Annotated in this window: 18 protein-coding genes and 1 rRNA gene; 12 read left to right on the forward strand and 7 right to left on the reverse strand. The window is 63.7% G+C overall.

Features of this window, described 5'->3' with window-relative positions:
* The first annotated feature begins 23 nt into the window (after nt 1–23).
* Nucleotides 24–1,511: a hypothetical protein gene (locus P12x_RS22775; RefSeq protein WP_435007206.1), complete on the forward strand. Its 1,488-nt coding sequence runs from the start codon at nt 24–26 to the stop codon at nt 1,509–1,511.
* Nucleotides 1,512–1,539: 28 nt separating this feature from the next.
* Nucleotides 1,540–2,115 (forward strand): Uma2 family endonuclease, encoded by a 576-nt coding sequence (locus tag P12x_RS22780; protein WP_435007207.1) that lies wholly within the window; start codon nt 1,540–1,542, stop codon nt 2,113–2,115.
* Between the two features lie 225 nt (nt 2,116–2,340).
* Here the strand turns inward: P12x_RS22780 and acpS are convergent, their stop codons facing one another.
* A complete protein-coding gene (gene acpS, locus P12x_RS22785; protein ID WP_435007208.1) occupies nt 2,341–2,760 on the reverse strand; it encodes a holo-ACP synthase in 420 nt (139 codons plus the stop codon).
* A 199-nt stretch (nt 2,761–2,959) separates the two neighbouring features.
* On the opposite strand from acpS, the gene P12x_RS22790 reads away from it, so the two are divergent.
* The 10 genes from P12x_RS22790 to P12x_RS22835 all read left to right on the forward strand — a co-directional run bounded on the left by P12x_RS22790 (nt 2,960) and on the right by P12x_RS22835 (nt 13,996).
* A complete protein-coding gene (locus tag P12x_RS22790) occupies nt 2,960–5,200 on the forward strand; it encodes an ATP-dependent helicase (protein ID WP_435007209.1) in 2,241 nt (746 codons plus the stop codon).
* A 154-nt stretch (nt 5,201–5,354) separates the two neighbouring features.
* The gene (locus P12x_RS22795; RefSeq protein ID WP_435007210.1) at nt 5,355–6,092 is read left to right on the forward strand and encodes a pyridoxine 5'-phosphate synthase; all 738 of its coding nucleotides are present in this window, start codon (nt 5,355–5,357) and stop codon (nt 6,090–6,092) included.
* A 96-nt stretch (nt 6,093–6,188) separates the two neighbouring features.
* The gene (dapA, locus tag P12x_RS22800) at nt 6,189–7,088 is read left to right on the forward strand and encodes a 4-hydroxy-tetrahydrodipicolinate synthase (RefSeq protein WP_435007212.1); all 900 of its coding nucleotides are present in this window, start codon (nt 6,189–6,191) and stop codon (nt 7,086–7,088) included.
* 283 nt (nt 7,089–7,371) lie between these two features.
* Nucleotides 7,372–7,779 carry an ArsR/SmtB family transcription factor gene (locus tag P12x_RS22805; RefSeq protein ID WP_435007214.1) on the forward strand — a complete coding sequence of 136 codons (408 nt, stop codon included), beginning with the start codon at nt 7,372–7,374 and terminating at the stop codon, nt 7,777–7,779.
* Nucleotides 7,780–8,159: 380 nt separating this feature from the next.
* On the forward strand, nt 8,160–8,927 hold the full coding sequence (locus P12x_RS22810) for an OmpH family outer membrane protein (RefSeq protein WP_435007215.1): 768 nt from the start codon (nt 8,160–8,162) through the stop codon (nt 8,925–8,927).
* A gap of 119 nt (nt 8,928–9,046) precedes the next feature.
* Nucleotides 9,047–10,369 (forward strand): 3-hydroxyacyl-ACP dehydratase FabZ, encoded by a 1,323-nt coding sequence (gene fabZ / locus P12x_RS22815; RefSeq protein WP_435007217.1) that lies wholly within the window; start codon nt 9,047–9,049, stop codon nt 10,367–10,369.
* A gap of 192 nt (nt 10,370–10,561) precedes the next feature.
* Nucleotides 10,562–11,368 carry an acyl-ACP--UDP-N-acetylglucosamine O-acyltransferase gene (gene lpxA / locus P12x_RS22820; protein ID WP_435007219.1) on the forward strand — a complete coding sequence of 269 codons (807 nt, stop codon included), beginning with the start codon at nt 10,562–10,564 and terminating at the stop codon, nt 11,366–11,368.
* Nucleotides 11,365–12,498, forward strand: coding sequence for a Gfo/Idh/MocA family oxidoreductase (locus P12x_RS22825; protein ID WP_435007221.1), 1,134 nt, complete (start codon nt 11,365–11,367; stop codon nt 12,496–12,498). Before lpxA ends, P12x_RS22825 begins: the two co-directional genes overlap by 4 nt.
* Before the next feature lie 231 nt (nt 12,499–12,729).
* Nucleotides 12,730–12,987, forward strand: coding sequence for a hypothetical protein (locus P12x_RS22830; protein WP_435007222.1), 258 nt, complete (start codon nt 12,730–12,732; stop codon nt 12,985–12,987).
* 22 nt (nt 12,988–13,009) lie between these two features.
* The gene (locus tag P12x_RS22835) at nt 13,010–13,996 is read left to right on the forward strand and encodes a phosphoglycerate dehydrogenase (protein ID WP_435007223.1); all 987 of its coding nucleotides are present in this window, start codon (nt 13,010–13,012) and stop codon (nt 13,994–13,996) included.
* 73 nt (nt 13,997–14,069) lie between these two features.
* Here the strand turns inward: P12x_RS22835 and P12x_RS22840 are convergent, their stop codons facing one another.
* The 6 genes from P12x_RS22840 to rrf all read right to left on the reverse strand — a co-directional run bounded on the left by P12x_RS22840 (nt 14,070) and on the right by rrf (nt 18,631).
* Nucleotides 14,070–14,405: a HesB/IscA family protein gene (locus P12x_RS22840; RefSeq protein ID WP_435007225.1), complete on the reverse strand. Its 336-nt coding sequence runs from the start codon at nt 14,403–14,405 to the stop codon at nt 14,070–14,072.
* A gap of 217 nt (nt 14,406–14,622) precedes the next feature.
* Nucleotides 14,623–15,498, reverse strand: a complete 876-nt coding sequence (locus P12x_RS22845; RefSeq protein WP_435007227.1) for an EF-hand domain-containing protein — start codon at nt 15,496–15,498, stop codon at nt 14,623–14,625.
* A 322-nt stretch (nt 15,499–15,820) separates the two neighbouring features.
* Nucleotides 15,821–16,219 carry a YraN family protein gene (locus P12x_RS22850; RefSeq protein ID WP_435007229.1) on the reverse strand — a complete coding sequence of 133 codons (399 nt, stop codon included), beginning with the start codon at nt 16,217–16,219 and terminating at the stop codon, nt 15,821–15,823.
* Between the two features lie 25 nt (nt 16,220–16,244).
* Nucleotides 16,245–16,493 carry a hypothetical protein gene (locus P12x_RS22855; protein ID WP_435007231.1) on the reverse strand — a complete coding sequence of 83 codons (249 nt, stop codon included), beginning with the start codon at nt 16,491–16,493 and terminating at the stop codon, nt 16,245–16,247.
* A gap of 95 nt (nt 16,494–16,588) precedes the next feature.
* Nucleotides 16,589–18,046: an MFS transporter gene (locus P12x_RS22860; protein ID WP_435011711.1), complete on the reverse strand. Its 1,458-nt coding sequence runs from the start codon at nt 18,044–18,046 to the stop codon at nt 16,589–16,591.
* 477 nt (nt 18,047–18,523) lie between these two features.
* Nucleotides 18,524–18,631 (reverse strand): 5S ribosomal RNA (rrf, locus tag P12x_RS22865).
* Between the last annotated feature and the right edge of the window lie 20 nt (nt 18,632–18,651).

The following is an 18,651-nucleotide window of genomic DNA, read 5'->3' on the forward strand; positions in this document are numbered from 1 at the left end:
AAATGTCTCAGGGGCGAAGTCTCATGGGCCTGCTCAAGTTCCGGATACCCTCGCCCCTGCCCGAGCCCCGGGTCGTCGACCTCCGGAAGTCGTACGTCACCGGACTGGACCGGACGCCGAGCCGGCTCAACGTCGAGATCCGCAAGGATCTACTCGTCTGCCAGCGGGGGACCACCGAGAGTGGACGTCTCTTCTCCCCCTGGCCGATCGAAGGATTCGGGACCCCGTTCGTGGGGACGGCCACGCTCGGCGAACGACCCGAGCCCTATCCGCTGGCCATCGAGCTGGCGAGGGGCAGGCTGAATGACGTCCGGAACCAGCTGGCCGACTGGAAGCAGATGGGCCTCCGGATCTCCCCCGAGCTGGAAGCCCTGATGTCCGACGCCCTCCGGGCATTCACCAAGGCCGCCACCGGCCGGGATGATCCGGCGACCTCGCTCGCCTCGGCGCAGTCGAGTCTGGTCCTGGCCTCCGAGGCCAGCCAGGCGTTGATCGAGGCCTATGTCGGTCAGGTCTTGCAGAACCGATTGACCACGGGAAAGCTCCCGACCCAGCTCGCGATCTCGCTCGAAGGGGACCCGGCCACCGCCCCCTGGTCGTCGAAGATCGGCACGGCCTTCAACGCGGCCCAGCTTCAATGCAACTGGAAGACGTTGGCCCCGACCGAGGGGAAGCATCGGTACGAGGAACTCGACGCCCAACTCGTCTGGGCGACCCGACAGAAGCTCGTGGTCCAGGCCGGGCCGCTCATCGATCTCCGGTCTGGGGCCTTGCCCGACTGGATCTGGCTCTGGTCCGGGGATTTCGACGCGGTCCTGGGGATGGCCATCGACGTCGTCCGCCAGACCGTCGCCCGCTATCGAGGAAAGATCCCGGTCTGGCACCTGGTCAACAGGCCCGGCTCGACAGATATCCTGGGAATGTCCGAGGAAGACCAGATCCGACTGACCGCGAGACTCCTCCAGGTCGCCCGCCAGGCCGATCCCGCCGCGCAGTTCCTCGTCGGGCTCGACCGCCCTTGGGCCGAGTGGATGGCCTCCAGCTCATTCCAGCTCGGGCCGCTCCACCTCGGCGACTATCTCGCACGGGCCGAACTCGGGATGGCCGGGATCGCCCTGGAGATCGCGCCGGGGTACTCGTCGCCCGGGAGTCACATGCGGGATCTGCTGGACTTCTCCCGACTCCTGGATCTCTACGCGCTCCTGAATTTCCCGATGTACCTCACGTTCGCGATCCCCAGCGCCACCGGGCCCGATCCCCAGGCCGAATCGAGCGCTCAGGTCGAGAAAGATCAGTGGCCCGCCCCGCCCACCGAGGCGAGCCAGGCCGCCATCGCCGCCCGATGGATCGCGCTGGCCGTCGCCAAGCCCTTCGTCCGATCGGTCGCCTGGAGGCAGCTGGACGACTCCGCCCCCCACCTCTACCCCCACGCTGGCCTGATCCGCCCCGACAAGACCCCCAAGCCCCTTCTGGACTGGATCAAGAGCTTCCGGAGCGACGTCCTGAACTGATCGCACATCCTGCAGGAGGATGAATTCCATGAGCAGGGCAACCGCTCCAACTCGCGAATTGACTCCCGACGACGTGCTCGCCATGCCGGACGGTAAACACTGCGAGTTGGTTGACGGTCGAATCGTGGAGTCGGGGATGAGCTCCAGATCGAGCCACGTCGCCGCGAGCTTATCCCGTTTTCTGGGTACTCATTGCGAACCCATCGGGCTGGCTTACGTCTTCGTGGAGTGTGGATTCACCTGCTTCCCCGGCAATCCGAAGCAGATGCGCCGTCCGGACGTGAGTTGTGTACGAGTCGATCGACTGCCTTTCGATCAGATCGGCGACGGCTACCTCTCGTTACGGCCCGACCTGGCCGCGGAAGTCATCTCTCCGAATGATTTGGTCCTTGACCTGGAAGAAAAACTCGAGGACTACCGACAAGCAGGAATCCCCCTGGTCTGGCTCATTTATCCCCCCTCAAGGAAGGTCCGGGTGCTCCGACCCGAAGGGCCGCCGACTGAACTCGGGCCCGATGACGAGTTGACGGGCGAGGACGTCCTGCCGGGATTTCGCTGCCGGATCGCCGACCTGTTCGGGGGCCCTCCAAAGTTTCCTTCGTGAGCCATCCGAAGCGCAATGCTACCTCGAATACCTCGGAGCCTTTGAGGCCAGGTGGAGGAGTATTCGGAGGCGAGCCCGCTTCGCATCCCTGGTCCGAGACGTCCGGGCGATGATGGCCGAGCAGGCCCACGAGATCTTTGACCGATTTGGGCTGGATGACTCATGAATTTCCACGACTGGGCGATCCGGAGAATAGCCTCCTGGATCGAGCCTTCGAGTCGAGAATTATTTTCCCTCGGCGATTTGATTTTGCGAGGGATTCCCCAGGCCCAACGCCAGGGCATAAGCGGTGGCATACGTCCGGCAATGTGAGATCGTTATCAGGATATCGCCCACTCCCTTGAGGATGGCCGCCTCCTTGGCCCCTCCGCAGACGAGGACCCTCGGCTGGCCTCCATGCCCATTGCGGACTTCGATATCGGTCCAGGAGATCCCCCGGCTCCACCCCGTCCCCAGGGCCTTGAGGATCGCCTCCTTGGCGGCCCATCGGCCGGCGAAATGCTCGATGGCGTGCTTCCTCGACTGGCAAAAGCGGATCTCCCGGTCGGTGTAGACTCTCCGGAGGAAGAGTTCGCCGTGATTCTCGATCATCTTGCCAATCCGGGGACACTCGACGATTTCAGTCCCGATCCCGAGGATGTCCATTCGCCGTCCGTGATCTGATGAGGAAACGTGGCGGGGAAGAATTCCGCCATTCCGGAATTGTCGATGCCTACCCGCCAATTTAATACCGATCGCCCCCCCGAGCCAACCGGTCTGATCCGGGATTCGCGAGAGTCGGGAGCGTCGGGTATACTCCAGTCGACCGGCCCGAAACCGACCGACCCCGCGATGGAGCGCCTCGATGGACTTGCTCAGTGACCTCACGCCCGCCCAGCGCGAGGCGGTCACCCACGTCGATGGCCCGCTCCTGGTCCTGGCCGCTGCGGGATCGGGCAAGACCCGCGTCATCACCCGCCGCGTTGCCTACATGCTGGGCAAAGGTGTGGGAGGGTCGAACATCCTCGCCCTGACCTTCACCAACAAGGCGGCCGGCGAGATGAAAGCGAGAATCGAGAAGCTCGCCCCCAGCTCGGGAGTCTGGGTCGGGACCTTTCACGCCCTCTGCGCCCGGCTCCTCCGCTCCTATGCCCCGCTGGTCGGCCTGGATCGGGGATTCACGATCTTCGATCAGTCCGACCGACTCAAAGCCGTCAAGGACGCGATGGAGCGACTGGAGTTGGAGGACGCCGCCGTCACCCCAGAGCGGATCGACTCCGCGATCAGCCGGGCCAAGAACGACCTGGTCACTCCCGAGATGCTCGCGAAACGGGCGGGGGATCATGTCCAGGCCGTCACCGCGAAGGTTTATGCCCGATATGAGGAACGTCTCAAGGCGTCCTCGGCGGTAGACTTCGATGACCTCCTGGTCCATCTCGTCACGATCGTCAAGAAATTCCCCGAGGTCCGGGCCCAGCTCGACGCCCGGTTCCGGTACGTCCTGGTCGACGAGTATCAGGACACCAACCTCGCCCAGTACGCGATCGTCCGGGCGCTCTCGGTCGATCGGCCCAACCTCTGCGTGACCGGCGACCCCGACCAATCGATTTACGGGTGGCGTGGGGCGAATCTGAACAACATCCTTGAATTCGAGCACGACTTTCCCGGCTGCAAGGTCGTGAAGCTCGAACGGAACTACCGGAGCACCAAGAACATCCTGAAGGTGGCCGACACCCTGATCCGGCACAACCGAAAGCGTAAGTCGAAGTCGCTGCTGACCCAGAACCCCGAAGGGCTTCCCGTCGAGTTGACCATCTACGGGACCGAGACCGAGGAAGCCCACGGCGTCGCCTCGAAGATCGTCGAGCTGGTCCGAGAGGGGGAATACAGCTACCGGGATGTCGCGGTCTTCTGCCGGGTCACCGCCCTGACTCGCGGCCTGGAGCAGGCCTTTCGAACGGCCAAGGTCCCGTATCAGGTCATCGGTGGTGTCTCCTTCTACGAGCGTCAGGAGATCAAGGACGTCCTCTCGTACCTCAACCTGATGGCCAACCCCAAGAATGACGTGGCGTTCGGCAGGGTGGTGAACGTCCCCCCTCGGGGGATCGGCAAGACGACCCTGGAGAAGCTCAAGGATCGGGCGGAGACCCTGAATCTCCCGCTCCTGGCCATGAGCCGCGAGGCTTCGGCCGTCCCCGGCCTGAAAGACCGCGCCGCGCGTTCGCTCCGCGACTTCTCGATGCTGATGGACGAGCTGGTCGCACTCCGGGATCATGCCGCCGAGGAGGTGATTCGCCGGCTCCTGACCCTCACCGGCTATCGGGCGGCCCTGGCCGCCGAAGGGCCGACCGGCGAGGAACGGCTGGCTAACCTCGACGAGCTCATCTCGGCCGCAAGGGAGTTCGACCGCGAGCATCCCGGAGGATCGGTGGTCGACTTCCTCGAAGAGATCAGCCTGGCCTCTTCGGTGGACCGCTGGGACGACGAGGCCGGGGCCGTCACCTTGATGACGTTGCACGCCGCCAAGGGGCTGGAGTTCCCCGCCGCCTTCATCGTCGGGCTGGAACAGGGGCTCTTGCCCCACTCCCGATCCCGGGAGAGCGACGACGAGCTCGAGGAAGAACGCCGGCTCCTCTTCGTCGGGATCACCCGGGCCGAGCGGGAACTCTACCTGAGCCACTGCCGGATCCGCGAATTCCGCGGCCAGCGACAGGCCACCATCCCATCCTGCTTCCTGGGCGAACTCCCCGACGAGGCGATGACCATCCGAGACCTGACCGGGGGCGAGACGCCGACCTCGGAACCGCCCCCCTGGCGGGCTCGTGGCGAATTTCCTCGACCCTCGGCCCGTCCGGGCGAATTCCGGCTGATGACCGCCGCCGACCTGGGCGGTCCCAAACTGACCCCCTCCGCACCCAAGGCCGACGACGTGCTCGGCTCGTTCGTCCCCGGCGTCCCTGTCATGCATCCTCAATATGGGATCGGGAGGATCGTGGCCATCGACGGCGCAGGCCCCAACCGCAAGGGGAGGGTCGCCTTCACGGTCGGGGGGGAGAAGACGTTCATCCTCGCCAAATCGCCCCTCAAACCGATCAAGGGACGCTGATCCAACGACTCCCCCGTCAATTTCACTCCGGTGATCGGTAGACGAGTCGGATATACTTTGAAGGAAATGCCAAGTATCCTTCGATGATCCGAAAAGCGTCCGATAGCGCGGGTCCTCGAGGACTTCGCCGGCAGTATCCAGGAAGGTTCGAGCAATGCCCCGTCTGGGAGTGAATATCGACCACGTCGCGACCCTCCGGCAGGCCCGAGGAGGTCGCGAGCCGGATCCGGTCTGGGCGGCCGTGGAGGCGGAACTGGCGGGGGCCGACGGGATCACCGTCCATCTCCGCGAGGACCGCAGGCACATCCAGGACCGAGACCTCCGCATCCTTCGCGAAACCGTCCGGACCCGGCTCAACCTGGAGCTGGCGATCGAGCCGTCGATCGTGGCCATCGCGCTGGAAGTCCGCCCCGATCAGGTGACGTTCGTACCGGAGCGCCGGGCCGAACTGACGACCGAGGGGGGGCTCGACGTGGTCGGCCAGCGCTCACGTGTGGCCGAGGCCGTGGCCCGATGCCGCGACGCCGGACTGGAAGTCAGTTTGTTCATCGACCCGAGTCTCGATCAAGTCGCGGCCTCGGCCGAGGTGGGAGCCCAGGCGGTCGAACTTCATACCGGCCAGTACGCCGAGGCCCACCGCCCCGCCGAGATTCGTCGAGAGTGGGAGGCACTGGTTGCCGCGGGCAAGGCCACCGTCGAGGCGGGTATGATCCTCCATGCCGGGCACGGGCTCGATTACTGGAATGTCGGCACGGTCGCCCGAATTCCCGGGATGACCGAACTCAACATCGGCCACAGCATCATCGCCCGCTCGATTTTTTCGGGCCTCCGCACGGCGGTCGCCGATATGAAACGGGCCATGGAGTCGCCTGGCGAATTTCCTCGGGGCTAGTCCCACCTGGACATGGCTCCGCCCATCGGCTCTCATGAGAGTGGTCGATTACTTCACCCAATCGCTTGAATTTGCAACGAGTTGCGGGAGATCCGGATGGCTTCGAAGGGTCGGATGTTCGCGGGTCTGACGGTTGCGATGGTGACGCCATTCCGGGATGGCGAGGTCGATTATAAAGCCCTTCGTGAGCTGGTGGAGTGGCAGATCGGGCAAGGGACACCGGTGATTAGCCCGGTCGGGACCACCGGCGAATGCCCCACGCTCTCGCATGACGAGCACGAGCGGGTGATCGCCACCGTCATCGAGCAGGCCGCCGGACGGGCGAAGGTGATGGCCGGCACGGGCTCCAACGCGACCTCGGAGGCGATCCGACTGACGAAATTCGCCGCCAAGGCTGGCGCGGATGCCGCCCTGCTCGTTTCGCCGTATTACAACCGCCCCACTCAGGAAGGGCTCTACGCCCACTTCGCTCGGATCGCCGAGGCCACCGACCTCCCGCAGGTCCTGTACAACGTCCCCTCCAGGACCGGGCGCGATGTCGAGGCGGAAACGGTCGAGCGACTCTGCCGACTCGGGCCAATCGTCGCCATCAAGGAAGCGGGCGGGTCGCTCGATCGCGTCAGCGACCTCGCGGTCCGGACCGACCTGACGATCCTCTCGGGCGACGACAGCTTGACCTTGCCGATGATGGCGGTCGGTGCCGAAGGAGTGGTCTCGGTCGTCGCGAATATCGTCCCGAGAGACGTGATGGCCCAGGTGGACGCATTCCGCGAGGGCAACATCGCCGAGGCCCGTCGGATCCATCAGAAACTCTTCCCCCTCTGTCGGGACCTTCTCGGGCTAGCCTCCAACCCGATCCCCGTCAAACTCGCCCTGGCCCTTCTAGGTCGCGGGAATGGTGAACTCAGGCTCCCGCTCCTGCCTCCCGATGAATCCGGGATCGCCGCCCTCCGCAAGAGCCTGGAACGTTACGGACTGCTTCCTTCCGGCTCATGAGGGCAATGTTGTTTCTACCGGCTTGAGACAGCTTTGATCTGTTGGCATCTGACTTGCACTGTTCTGAGCGATGTGGGGCAAAACCCCGGAATACTTCCGGTTTCGCACAGGTCTCGTGTGATTCTCAGAGCCAAATTTCCCTCGCCAGGGTCACCTGAGCTCGATTCGCCTCTGTTCGGGTTGGCCAACTTTCGATCGGCTAACCTGGCTCAGTCTGAAGAGATCATCAGGTCACCCAATCGGCTCCCGAGACTCCCAACACTCAGGACAGAGAGATCAATTCATGGCGCGTAAATCGACCACCACCAAGAAAACTGGCGAGTCGGCCCCCCCGACCCCGACCGTAATGCCCCCCGTTTCCGATCAAGCCGTCCGCGAGTTGGCGCAGGTCTTCAAGCTCTTGAGTGACGAGACCCGCCTGCGGATCCTCCTCTACCTGGCCCAGAACAACGAACTTCACGTCACCGATCTGTGCACCCGGCTCGGGCAGAGTCAACCGGCCGTGAGCCATCATCTGGCCCTCCTCCGGGTCTCCGGCCTGATCGAGTCTCGACGCGAGGGGAAGCACAACTTCTACAGCGTCAGGACCGATCACTTCGGCGAACTCCTGATCAGCTTGTTCTCCTCAACGGGTGGAATGCCTCGCAAAATTCGCTTCCATAATTTCACTCTCACGCACGATGGGAATTGATCCAGCCTATCCTTGAGCGTTCGCTTGCTCGACGATTCTCGCGATTCGCCCGAATGAAATCGGGACCCCTCTCGGCCGCTGACCATCTCACCGATGGGCAGCGGCCGGTTCGTTTCCACCCTCGCCAACGGGCCCATCCTCGCGAAGGGTCGGCGGATCGAACGTCTTGTCGGACCTTCGGGCGGTTCGACTTGACCCGAATCGAGCTTCCGAGCAAAATGCCCGCCTGTTGCCGGTCACTCGGGTCCGACCCGAGCCTTGCCGGACCTGAAGTTGCCCCGACGATGGATCGGCGGGGCCAATGGCCATCGGTCCCGCTGGACCCGGCCTGGACGATTCCGGACCGCTAGTGCGCGGCCGTCACAAGGAGGGTGGAATCGATGCTCCGATCGACTCGCGCGACCATCACCGTAGGGTTCTGCCTGGTAGGCGTGGCCAGCTTGGTAGGCCGGTCCTTCGGCCAGGCCCCGGCGCAAGATGCCAAGGTGCGCCCGGCTGGCGCGGCCGCGGCGAGCAACAACGCCGCCCCGGCCCCGATGGGACCGGTCTCGATCGGCACCATCGACATGGATAGCGTCCTCAAGAACTACGACAAGTTTAAGGTCTCCAGCGAGACCCTCCGAGCCGAGGCGCTGGCTCGTCACAACGACATCATGAAGATCGCCACCGAGGCCAAGGAACAGCAGAAGCTCCTGGAACGGGTCAAGCCCGGGACCCCCGACGCCAAGAAGGCCGAGGACAAGATCACCCAGCTCAAGGCCGCCTTCGAGGCAGCCCGCGAGAACGCCGAGCGCGAGTTCACCCAGAAAGAAGCCGAGACCATGGCCGAGATCTACAACGAGATCGCGACCTATGCCAAGGCGGTGGCCCAGCACAAGAAGATGACCTTCGTGGTCAAGTACTCCGACCAGCCCGCCAGCGGTGGCGAGCCCAACTCGGTGATGGCCGCGATGTCGCGGACGATCCTCTACTCCGACCCCCGAGTCGACATCTCCAACGACGTCACCTTCTACCTGAACCGTGATTACAAGGCCAGGGGTGGCGTCGCGCCCAAGCCCGACTCCCCGGCCGCGGCCGCCGCCCCCCCGGCCACGGCACCCGCACCGGCGACGGCCCCGGCGGGTCGCGTCGCCCCCTCGGGTAATTAAATCCGGCAGGGTCGGGGCGGATCGAAATGACCGCCCTGGCCCCCCCACTTGACTCCCCGAGCGCATCCGCGCGTCCGCCCCTCGCCCCTCAAGTCCCGTGGTTGGAGCCGGCAAAGGGAATGACCATCGCCAGCCGTCCGCAACGCACGATCGCCCGAGACGCCGAGGTCCGGGGGATCAGTTTCCTCGCCGGGCTCGACGTCCGTCTCCGATTCCGGCCCGCCGACGCCGGCGCCGGTATCGTGTTCGTCCGGACCGACCTCCCGGACAGCCCCAGAATCCCGGCCCACGTCCGCCATGTCATCCCCCGCCAGCGACGGACGACGATCGAACGAGGCCCGGCGCTGGTCGAGATGGTCGAGCATGTGATGGCCGCCCTCGCCGGCCTCCGGGTCGACAACTGCCTCGTCGAGATCGACGGCCCCGAGACGCCAGGCTGCGACGGATCCAGCCGAGCCTTCTCGGACGCCCTGGGCGACGCCGGCGTCGTCGAACAGGACGCGACTCGCGAGGTCCTGGTCATCGACCGCCCCGTTCACGTCCGGGAGGGAGACTCCCTCCTGACCGCCTATCCGGGGAATCCAGACCGGCTCGTCCTGAGCTATCAGCTCGATTACGGGGTCCGGACGCCCATCGGACGCCAAAGCTTCTTCGTGGACGTGACCCCTGACAACTTCCGCAGAGACCTTTCGCCGGCTCGGACGTTTATCACGGAGGCCGAAGCCGAGGCGATGAGGAGTGCCGGGATCGGCCCGAGGACCACGGAGCGAGATCTCCTCATCTTCGGACCGGAAGGGGTGATCGGCAATGAACTCCGATATCCCGACGAGTGCGCCCGCCACAAGACCCTCGACCTCCTCGGAGACCTCGCCCTCACCGGGATGGATCTCGCAGGACACGTCGTGGCCCACCGTTCGGGCCATTCGCTCAACGCCGAGATGGCCCGCGAACTCCTCCGGATGGCCGCTCGAAAAGCCTCGAAACCACCCGAGTCGAACCCGGGTACGATGGAGATCGGCGAGATCCTTGAGGCCCTCCCGCATCGCTATCCGTTCCTCCTGGTCGACCGCGTGATCGAGTTGGAGCCGGGTCGACGGGTCGTCGCCATCAAGAATGTGTCGTACAACGAGCCCTTCTTCCAGGGGCACTGGCCGGGCCGGCCGATCATGCCGGGCGTCCTGATCATCGAGGCGATGGCACAGGCCGCGGGCATCCTGATCGCCCAGGGTCCCAGGGACGGCCGGGAGGCGTTCCTGGCCTCTGTGGACGGGGCCAAGCTCCGGAGGCCGGTCGTCCCGGGGGATCAGCTCCGACTGGAGATCGAAGGCCTCCGCACCAGCGGACGGGCCGCCCAGGTCAAGGCCGTGGCCCGGGTGGGCGAGCGAGTCGCCGCCGAGGCCCGAATTCGGTTCTTCATGGTCGACGCGAGCCGACGGGGATAAGCCGAGAATCTCACGAGCCATCGGGACGATCGCCGATAGGAATCGGAAAGCACTCCCGATCGACACGAACCGAACCAGAGTCAGATGACGAGGAGGGGGTCCCCGGACCCGCCTCGAGGAAGAGGTCGGACGCTTCCCCCGGCGCCATGGATGGCCGCCGGTCGCACCCTCAGGGATTAGAGGACGCTAGCCATGACCGCCCTCATCGCAGAGACCGCCGCCGTGGACCCTCGGGCCGAGATCGACGAGGGGGTCGAGATCGGGCCCTATTGCGTGGTCGGGCCCGACGTGAAGATCGGCCGGAATACCAAGCTGATCGCCCACGTCTGCCTCCTCGGCTGGGTCGAGATGGGCGAATCCAACGTTATCAGCCCCTTCACCGTCATCGGCGGCGACCCCCAGGACGTCTCCTATCACGGGGCCAGGACCAAGGTCGAGATCGGAAGCCACAACGTCATCCGAGAAGGGGTGACGATCAACCGGGCGACCGAGAAGGAAGACGGGATCACCCGCCTCGGGAATCATAATTTCCTGATGGCCACCTCGCACGTGGCCCACGACTGCAAGCTGGGCGACCGGATCACCATCGCCAACGGCTCGATGCTAGGCGGACACGTCCATGTCGAGTCGCACGCCAGCATCAGCGGCGGGGTCGCGGTCCACCACTACGCCAGCATCGGCAGTTATGCCTTCGTCGGCGGCCAGTCGAGGATCATCCACGATGTCCCGCGCTTCATGCTGGTCGACGGCAACCCCTCCAAGGTTCGCTGCATCAACGTGGTCGGCCTGAAGCGGAACGGAATCTCGACCGAGGCGATCGACGCCCTTCACGAGGCCCATCGGCTGATCTATCGGGCCAAGATGAACGTCAAGCAGGCCACATCGATCCTCGAATCGCACGGCCACCTGCTCCCCGAGGTCCAGAAGCTCCTCGATTTCGTCGACTCGCAGCACGCCGGGAAGCACGGCCGGGCCCGCGAGCGCTGGAGAAAATCATGAATCGGATCAAGGTCGGAGTCGTCGGGGTCGGTCATCTCGGTCGCCATCATGCCCGGATCCTGGCCGGGCTCCCCGACGTCGAACTGGTAGGTGTAGTCGATTCGAGGCCCGAACAGGGCCGAGCGGTCGCCGAAGCCTGCCGGACCAGCTACTTCTCCGACTACCGAGACCTCCTGGATCTCGTCGATGCCGTCTCCGTGGCGGTGCCCACCATCGCCCATCGCGAGGTGGCCGGCGCCTTTCTGGAGCGCGCGATCCCGACCCTGGTCGAGAAGCCCCTGGCCACCACCCGGATCGAGGCCGAACAACTGGTCGAGCTGGCCGATCGCCACTCGACGCTCCTCCAGGTCGGCCACATCGAACGCTTCAACCCGGCCCTCTCGACGCTCGACGGCCTGGCCTTCCGCCCCAAGTACATCGCCGCCGAACGGCTCGGGACCTATACGTTCCGCTCGACCGACATCGGCGTGGTCCTGGACCTGATGATCCACGACATCGACCTGATCCTCTCGATGGTCGAAGCCCCCGTGAAGTCGGTGGCGGCCGTGGGCGTGAGCGTCTTCGGCAAGCACGAGGACGTCGCCAACGCCCGGATCGAATTCGAGGACGGATGCGTGGCCAACCTCACGGCCAGCCGGGCGAGCTTCCAGGCGGTCCGGAAGATGCGTCTCTTCGGTCCCGAGGGTTACGTCACGCTTGACTTCGCGACCAGGCAAGGGACCATCGTCCGGCCCTCCGACCGGCTCCGCCGAGGCGAAATCGACCTCGAAGGTCTCGACCTCTCGCAGCCGGCAGCCGTCAAGGAGCGGATCTTTGGCAAGATCCTCCGGGTCGATCAGGTCCAGTCCGAAGGGCGTGAGCCCCTGGCCCTGGAGCTGGAGGATTTCGTCCAGGCGATCCGGACAGGATCGAGGCCCAAGGTCACGGGAGCCGATGCGCTCCGTTCGATCCAACTGGCCGATCTGATTCTCCAGAGCCTCGAATCCCACACCTGGGAAGGCGAGGCTGGGGGACCTACCGGACCCCTCCACCTCCCCGATCCCCTGGCCGAGCCGATCGCCAACCTCCCGGCTCCCAAATCGTGGCGATATCGGGGGGTGCGGGCGGAGAGCCCGTCGAAGCTCGATTGATGCCTGCCAGCGGTGGCCGGGGTCGAATTCGTAATTCGACCCCAACCCACGCGGGCCGGCGACTCGGCCGGGCTCGTCAACCTGGTGATCCCATTTTTCAATGGCTCGAATCGGGGCTTCGTCTCGACATGAGGTCCCGGATTCGGGTAAACTCGCCCGTTCCGGTCCGTGGGGTGAACCGACCACGGAAGACGACGAAACCTCGCGTACCCCGTTAGTAAGGTCGACCCGATGCCTCCCGAAGCTCCCGAAACGGCCGTCGCGCCCGCACCTGCTCCCCAGGCTCCGGCCGATCCCCGGCTCAAGATCCTCAAGAAGTTCAAAGGCAAATTCTTGCCCAAGGGCGTCCTCCGCGAACGCCACAAGGCGATCATGACCCGGTGGGACTCGGGCGAGGATCACGGCGGCGTGACCGTCGAGGAACTGAAGGCCCTGCTCTCCGACTGGAGAGGGACTCGCGAAAAGCCCCCCCGCAAACCTTCAGCCTGACACCGTTTGGGATCGCCGTCCCATGCCTACCGTCCTGATCGGTTCCGAGCCGATCCGCCATCAGATCGGGCCGTTCCGGGCGCTCCTGGAAGGTGCGGGTTTCTCCGTACTCGACCCGGACACCGACGCCAAGCTGACCTCCGCGGATCTGCTCCGATGGCTTCCGGCCTCCGACGCGATCATCGCCGGCGGCGAAACGATCTCGGCCGAGGCCATCTCCGCCTCTCCCCGACTGCGGGTAATCGCCAGGACGGGCGTGGGCTACGATGCCGTCGACGTCTCGGCCGCCTCGGCCCGAGGGATCGCCGTCACGATCACACCCGGTGCCAACCATGAAGCCGTGGCCGAGCAGGTCTTCGCGCTCCTGCTCGCCCTGGTCAAGGACGTGGTACCCCACGATCGGGCGATCCGGACCGGCAACTGGATTCGATCCCCCCTGCCCCGCCCTCTCCGAGGACGGACTCTCGGCCTGGTCGGCCTCGGCCGGATTGGTCGAGCAGTTGCCTCAAGAGCCGCGGCCTTCGGAATGCGGATCGTTGCCGCCGAGCTGATCGAGGACGCCGAATTCGACCGACTGCATGCGATCACCCGGGTCGGGCTCGACGAACTGTTCGCCAGATCCGATTTCGTCAGCCTGCACCTCCCGCTCGTCGAATCCACGCGTGGCCTGATCAACCGTGCCTCAATGGCACGAATGAAGCCGGGAGCGGTGCTGATCAACACTTCGAGAGGCGGCTTGATCGTCGAAGACGATCTGGTCGAGGTGCTCCGGTCCGGCCACCTGGCCGGGGCAGGTCTCGATGTCTTCGATCAGGAACCGCCGCCGGTCGACCATCCTCTCCGCTCGCTCCCGAACGTCGTCGCTTCCCCTCACATGGCGGGAATCGATACCCAGTCCATGAGCGACATGGCCGAGATGGCCGCCCGATGCATCGTCGACCTCTTTGAAGGTCGGTGGCCTTCCGAATGCGTGGTCAACCCTCTGGTCGGACCAGCCTGGGGCCATTGACGTTCGAAAGCGGAAAGGGTGGACACCAGGTCCACCCCGTCTCGCCCGCGATCAATTCGATCGTCCGGATCGTTCAGACCTGGAACGAGCTGCCACAGCCGCACGACTTGACGACGTTCGGGTTATTGAAGACGAAGCCACGCTTCTCCAGCCCGTCATAGAAGTCGACCACGGTCCCATCGAGGTACGGGTCGAATTTCTTGTCCACGGCCAGCTTCACGCCGAAGAAGTCCGAGACGCGGTCACGATCGGTAACCTTGTCGGCGGAGTCGAAGTTCAAGCTGTAGGAAAACCCGCTGCAGCCACCCCCCTGGACGCCGACGCGGAGAACGGTCTCTTCGCCAAGATTCGAGTCGGCGATGATCTTCTTGACTTCCTTGGCGGCCGTTTCGCTGAGAGACACAGCCATGATCAGTTCTCCTCGCGGGAGTTGAAGTTTATTGTGGGACTCTTCGTTCCGCTGACACTTAACATATCATAGGACCGAGTCAATTCCCATCCACTTTCATTCGACACCGGACGCCGATTTCCGATGATTCTCGATCATGAATCGAGGCCGCCACCCCGACGTTGACGTCGAGATGGCGGCCTCAGGTTGATCGAACGTTCCTCAGAGAGAGGATAGCTTACCGAGGGGCAGGGGCAGTCGCCGAGCGATTCGGGACGGCGATATTCGGTACCGGGGCGACCTCTTCCGGCTTCTGCCCGCTCTTGAGCAGGTTACGCGCCGAGTTGGGCGGTTCGGGGAGCATGGACCGCTTGAGCTGGTTTTCGATGACCTGACCAGCCCGCTGGAGCTCCTGCTGGGAGAGCTGACCGTCGGCATTGGCGTCGAGCACCTGGAAGGCGGCGTTCGCCGGGTCGGTCAACGACTTCTGGAACTCTTCCTTGCTGATCTGGCCGTTGTTGTCGGAGTCTGCGGCCTGGAACGAGGCCTGCTGGGCAGCCTTCACGGCCCCCGCGATGGCGGCGTTCACCTCGACCGGGCTCATGAGGCCATCCCGATTGGTGTCGGCCGTCGCGAAGATGCCCTGGACGGCCGTCTGGACCGCCTGACGGACCTCGGTGGCCTGGAGTTGCTTGTCGTTGTTGGCATCCAGCAAGGAACCGATCGCCGCGGCGGGATTGGGGGTGCCGTTGTTGGGCTGCGACCCGACGTTCTTGGTCCGCTCGATCATGAAGCGGAGCAAGGGCCTCTGGCTCAGGAAAGCCTCTCGGGCCTGTTTCGCTTCATCCTGAGTGACAATCCCGTTCCCATCAACGTCGGCCGCGAAGAAAAGGCCGCCGACCCCGAGATTTCCCGCGTCGATCGCTTCCTTCTGGGAGATCTGTCCATCATTGTTGGCGTCGAGCACCTTGAAGACCATTCGTCCGGTGTCTTGCAGGTCCTCGAGGCTGTCGATCGGGCCGGGAACGTCCGGAGTCTGGGCACTCGCCGCCCCGGCCATCGTCAGCAAACCCAGACCGATCGCCTTCACGTTCCGCGTCCATTGGTGCAACATTTTCTATCTCCCGGTTTCCGAAATCAAATCGTCCGCATCGACGGGACAATGCGCCGGCCGAGGCCGTCACAAAGCTCGCCGACAACGGTTGGGAGATAATGCAATCGTAATGCCATCTAGAATCGATCTCTAGTTTAAGCCTCGACCATGCTGCGTGGACCCCCTATTTTCCCAGGGTTTCACCAGGACCAGGCGATTTATCTCGGGATCGACCGAGATCGGCAATCCGACGCGCACGACATGTGCGATCCCGCGCAATGCTCTGCCGGGGCGATTCGGTCAGGATCGCCATTTCTATCAAGCGAAATTTTCAAGAGACGACTCAACGGAACAACTGGCCCCGTCCGACGGCCTCGAATGCGTTCCGAAAATGCTCGATCGATACCGGATTTCGGCCTTCCGGCCAGACGATGGCCACCACATCGAAGCGACACCGCTCTTCGAGCAGGTTGTGACGCTTCAGGAAATGCAGGGCAGCCAGCGTCAATCGACGTTGTTTCTCCAGGGTCACCGCCTCTGCGGGTGCCCCGCGTGCTCGTGCCTTGACCTCGACGAAAACCACCGTATCCCCCTCACGGGCAATCAAGTCGATCTCGCCTTGTTCGGTCCGATATCCTCGCACCAGGATCCGAAGCCCGGATTTCCGGAGCATCCGGGCCGCGGCTCGTTCTCCCCGATCTCCGAGCCAACGATTCTTGAGGGCTCGGAGGATCGGATTCATGACCCTGGAAGCTCCTCAAAGGTCGTCATCGACCAACGCCCAGCGATTTCTCGATATCTCGAGCCTCACTGCTCCAACCGCCCGAGAACCCCGATGACTTTGTGAGCCCTGTCGAGGTCGCGGAACCTTCCTTCGAGATTTCCGACCCGGTCCAGGCGGTCGGGTCTTCCGGCGGGACCTTGCTGACCACCGAGTCCTGGTTCATCTTGCAGCCCGAAAGCCCCGCGCAAAGCAGGCCGATCGAAAGAAAGCGCCGAAGGATCAATCGATTCATGGCTCACCACCTCATGTGAAGGCCAGGACGGTCTATTTGCGAGACCCGCCATCCATTGCGGGCCAGATGCGTCGGGACGGATCCCTCGCGCAAGATCACGAGTCTTCAATGACAGATTCGTCGAGATGCGCCAAGCTCACTTCCGCGAAGCCTTGATCTCGCCCCCAGAAGATCAGGAGAAATCCCAGGCCGACGAACGGCAGGAGTCCCGCCACCAGGAAGATCGCCCCGAACGATCCGGTGATATCCTTGACGTAGCCGGCAAAGGGCAGGAAGCCCGCGACAAACAGGTTTCCCAATCCTCCCAGCACACCCACCACAAATCCGGTATGCCGGTTCGAGACATCCTGGCAGAAGGCGAAGTAATTCGCCATGAAGGCCGCCGTTCCGAGTGCCATCGTCGCCAGGAGTCCGATGGCGATCCGGTCATTCTCCACCCAACCCACCGAGGTCCCCGAGGAGATCAGGAGCGTGCAAATCGCCATGACCCGGAGGCGAGCACCGGTTGGGCTCACCCCTCGACGAACCAGAATCCGCGAGATCCAGCCCCCGCCCAGGCCGCCGACGTCGGCCGCCAGGAATGGCACGGCGCTGATCATCCCGCTCAAAAGCAATGTCATCTTCCGATCATCTCTCAAGTATGTCGGCAACCAACTGATCAGAAAATGCCAGCACATGTTAATTGAAATCGAGACGACAACAAGGACCCAGAATCGACGGAGTCGGACAACCTCGCCCAGAGTCCTGGCCCAATCCGCCCCTTCGATGGTGGAGATTGGCAGGAGTCTCGCCACGAGCAAGAGTCCGAACATCAAAGTGGCAATCGACCACCAGATCGCCGGCAACCCGAATCGGACCGACGAAATCGCGACCAGAACAGCCACGCCGAACACCAACCCGAATCCCAGACTCGCTGAACCTTGGAGTCGTCGCGGAGTGCCAGCCGCCTCCATCTCCGGACTGGCCTTCTCGACCGATCGCCCGGCGAACATCTCACGAGGGGCCTTTCGAACCATGAGGATCCAGCCGATCACCCAGACAAAGCCGAGCGAGGCGACGATCGCGAAGGTTGGCCTCCACCCATAAAGTTGTGAAATTTTGGGCACGACCAACGGAGTCAGGACCGCCCCCACCGCCGCTCCTGAGTTGAAAATACCGTTGCCCAGACTCCGATCCCCAGGCGGGAGTACGATCGAGGTCGCCCGCAGGGCGCAGGGCCAGTTGAACGCCTCCCCCACGCCCAGGGCCGCTCGAAGTCCCATCAGAACTCCCAGGGTCGGCGAGAAGGCCATCGCTCCAGCTGCCAGCGACCACCAGATCACCGCCCAGGCGTAAACCCGCCGCACATCGCCCCGATCGGTCAGGTAGCCCGCCGGAACCTGGAAAAGCGCATACGACAAGGAAAACGCCGCCAGAACCCAGCCGAATCCCTCGTTCTGAATACCGAACTCAGTCCTGATCTCCGGACCGACGAGCGTCATCGCCTGCCGATCCATGTAGCAAAGGACCGTGGACCCGAACATTAACCAGCAAAGGCCCCATCTCCAGTTCATCGAGAGACTGGGAACGAGCGAGGGATCGCGGGTGGTAGTCGCGGAATCGGCCACGGGATCCTTTCAGTAATGACGATTCTTTGTAACGAAATTCTCGTGACATCTTCCGAATGTCTAGTGAGAGTTTCGATGTCCAATAAGCAAGCGAATGCCTGATATCTCAAGACAAGGTGCCAGAACCGACCCAGCGTCGCAACCAACCACTTAAGAGGGAGGCAGGCAGGAATGCCGCTCTCGATTTTGGCTTCTTTAGAAATCGTCTAGCAGGAATGAGCAACTTAGGGAAGGACTTACCCTGCCGAAAACTTGGTCTCCTTGCATCGAGATCCCGTTTAATCATCGGGAGGATAGGCTTCAAAACAGCATCGCAGATCCAAGACCAAGATTCTCAGCGATTCTCGGGCTAGACCCTAACCCTGAGCGCAACGAAAAAAAGCCCGCCATCCCCGGTTGGGGATGGCGGGCCTGATTGGAAGGATCCGGCGATGACCGACTTTCGCGCTTGCGCACTATCATGGGCCTGGCGGGCTTAACGGCCGTGTTCGGGATGGGAACGGGTGGGACCCCGCCAGTATCGTCGCCGGAAATCGTCCGAAGGGCGGTCA

It is taken from the genome of Tundrisphaera lichenicola (assembly GCF_051175385.1).
Classification (GTDB): domain Bacteria; phylum Planctomycetota; class Planctomycetia; order Isosphaerales; family Isosphaeraceae; genus Tundrisphaera; species Tundrisphaera lichenicola.

Bases quoted from the DNA above. Each gene is read 5' to 3' on its own strand.
- P12x_RS22775 (WP_435007206.1), top strand. From the start codon at position 24: ATGGGCCTGCTCAAGTTCCGGATACCCTCGCCCCTGCCCGAGCCCCGG.
- P12x_RS22780 (WP_435007207.1), top strand. From the start codon at position 1,540: ATGAGCAGGGCAACCGCTCCAACTCGCGAATTGACTCCCGACGACGTG.
- acpS (WP_435007208.1), bottom strand. From the start codon at position 2,760: ATGGACATCCTCGGGATCGGGACTGAAATCGTCGAGTGTCCCCGGATT.
- P12x_RS22790 (WP_435007209.1), top strand. From the start codon at position 2,960: ATGGACTTGCTCAGTGACCTCACGCCCGCCCAGCGCGAGGCGGTCACC.
- P12x_RS22795 (WP_435007210.1), top strand. From the start codon at position 5,355: ATGCCCCGTCTGGGAGTGAATATCGACCACGTCGCGACCCTCCGGCAG.
- dapA (WP_435007212.1), top strand. From the start codon at position 6,189: ATGGCTTCGAAGGGTCGGATGTTCGCGGGTCTGACGGTTGCGATGGTG.
- P12x_RS22805 (WP_435007214.1), top strand. From the start codon at position 7,372: ATGGCGCGTAAATCGACCACCACCAAGAAAACTGGCGAGTCGGCCCCC.
- P12x_RS22810 (WP_435007215.1), top strand. From the start codon at position 8,160: ATGCTCCGATCGACTCGCGCGACCATCACCGTAGGGTTCTGCCTGGTA.
- fabZ (WP_435007217.1), top strand. From the start codon at position 9,047: ATGACCATCGCCAGCCGTCCGCAACGCACGATCGCCCGAGACGCCGAG.
- lpxA (WP_435007219.1), top strand. From the start codon at position 10,562: ATGACCGCCCTCATCGCAGAGACCGCCGCCGTGGACCCTCGGGCCGAG.
- P12x_RS22825 (WP_435007221.1), top strand. From the start codon at position 11,365: ATGAATCGGATCAAGGTCGGAGTCGTCGGGGTCGGTCATCTCGGTCGC.
- P12x_RS22830 (WP_435007222.1), top strand. From the start codon at position 12,730: ATGCCTCCCGAAGCTCCCGAAACGGCCGTCGCGCCCGCACCTGCTCCC.
- P12x_RS22835 (WP_435007223.1), top strand. From the start codon at position 13,010: ATGCCTACCGTCCTGATCGGTTCCGAGCCGATCCGCCATCAGATCGGG.
- P12x_RS22840 (WP_435007225.1), bottom strand. From the start codon at position 14,405: ATGGCTGTGTCTCTCAGCGAAACGGCCGCCAAGGAAGTCAAGAAGATC.
- P12x_RS22845 (WP_435007227.1), bottom strand. From the start codon at position 15,498: ATGTTGCACCAATGGACGCGGAACGTGAAGGCGATCGGTCTGGGTTTG.
- P12x_RS22850 (WP_435007229.1), bottom strand. From the start codon at position 16,219: ATGAATCCGATCCTCCGAGCCCTCAAGAATCGTTGGCTCGGAGATCGG.
- P12x_RS22855 (WP_435007231.1), bottom strand. From the start codon at position 16,493: ATGAATCGATTGATCCTTCGGCGCTTTCTTTCGATCGGCCTGCTTTGC.
- P12x_RS22860 (WP_435011711.1), bottom strand. From the start codon at position 18,046: ATGAACTGGAGATGGGGCCTTTGCTGGTTAATGTTCGGGTCCACGGTC.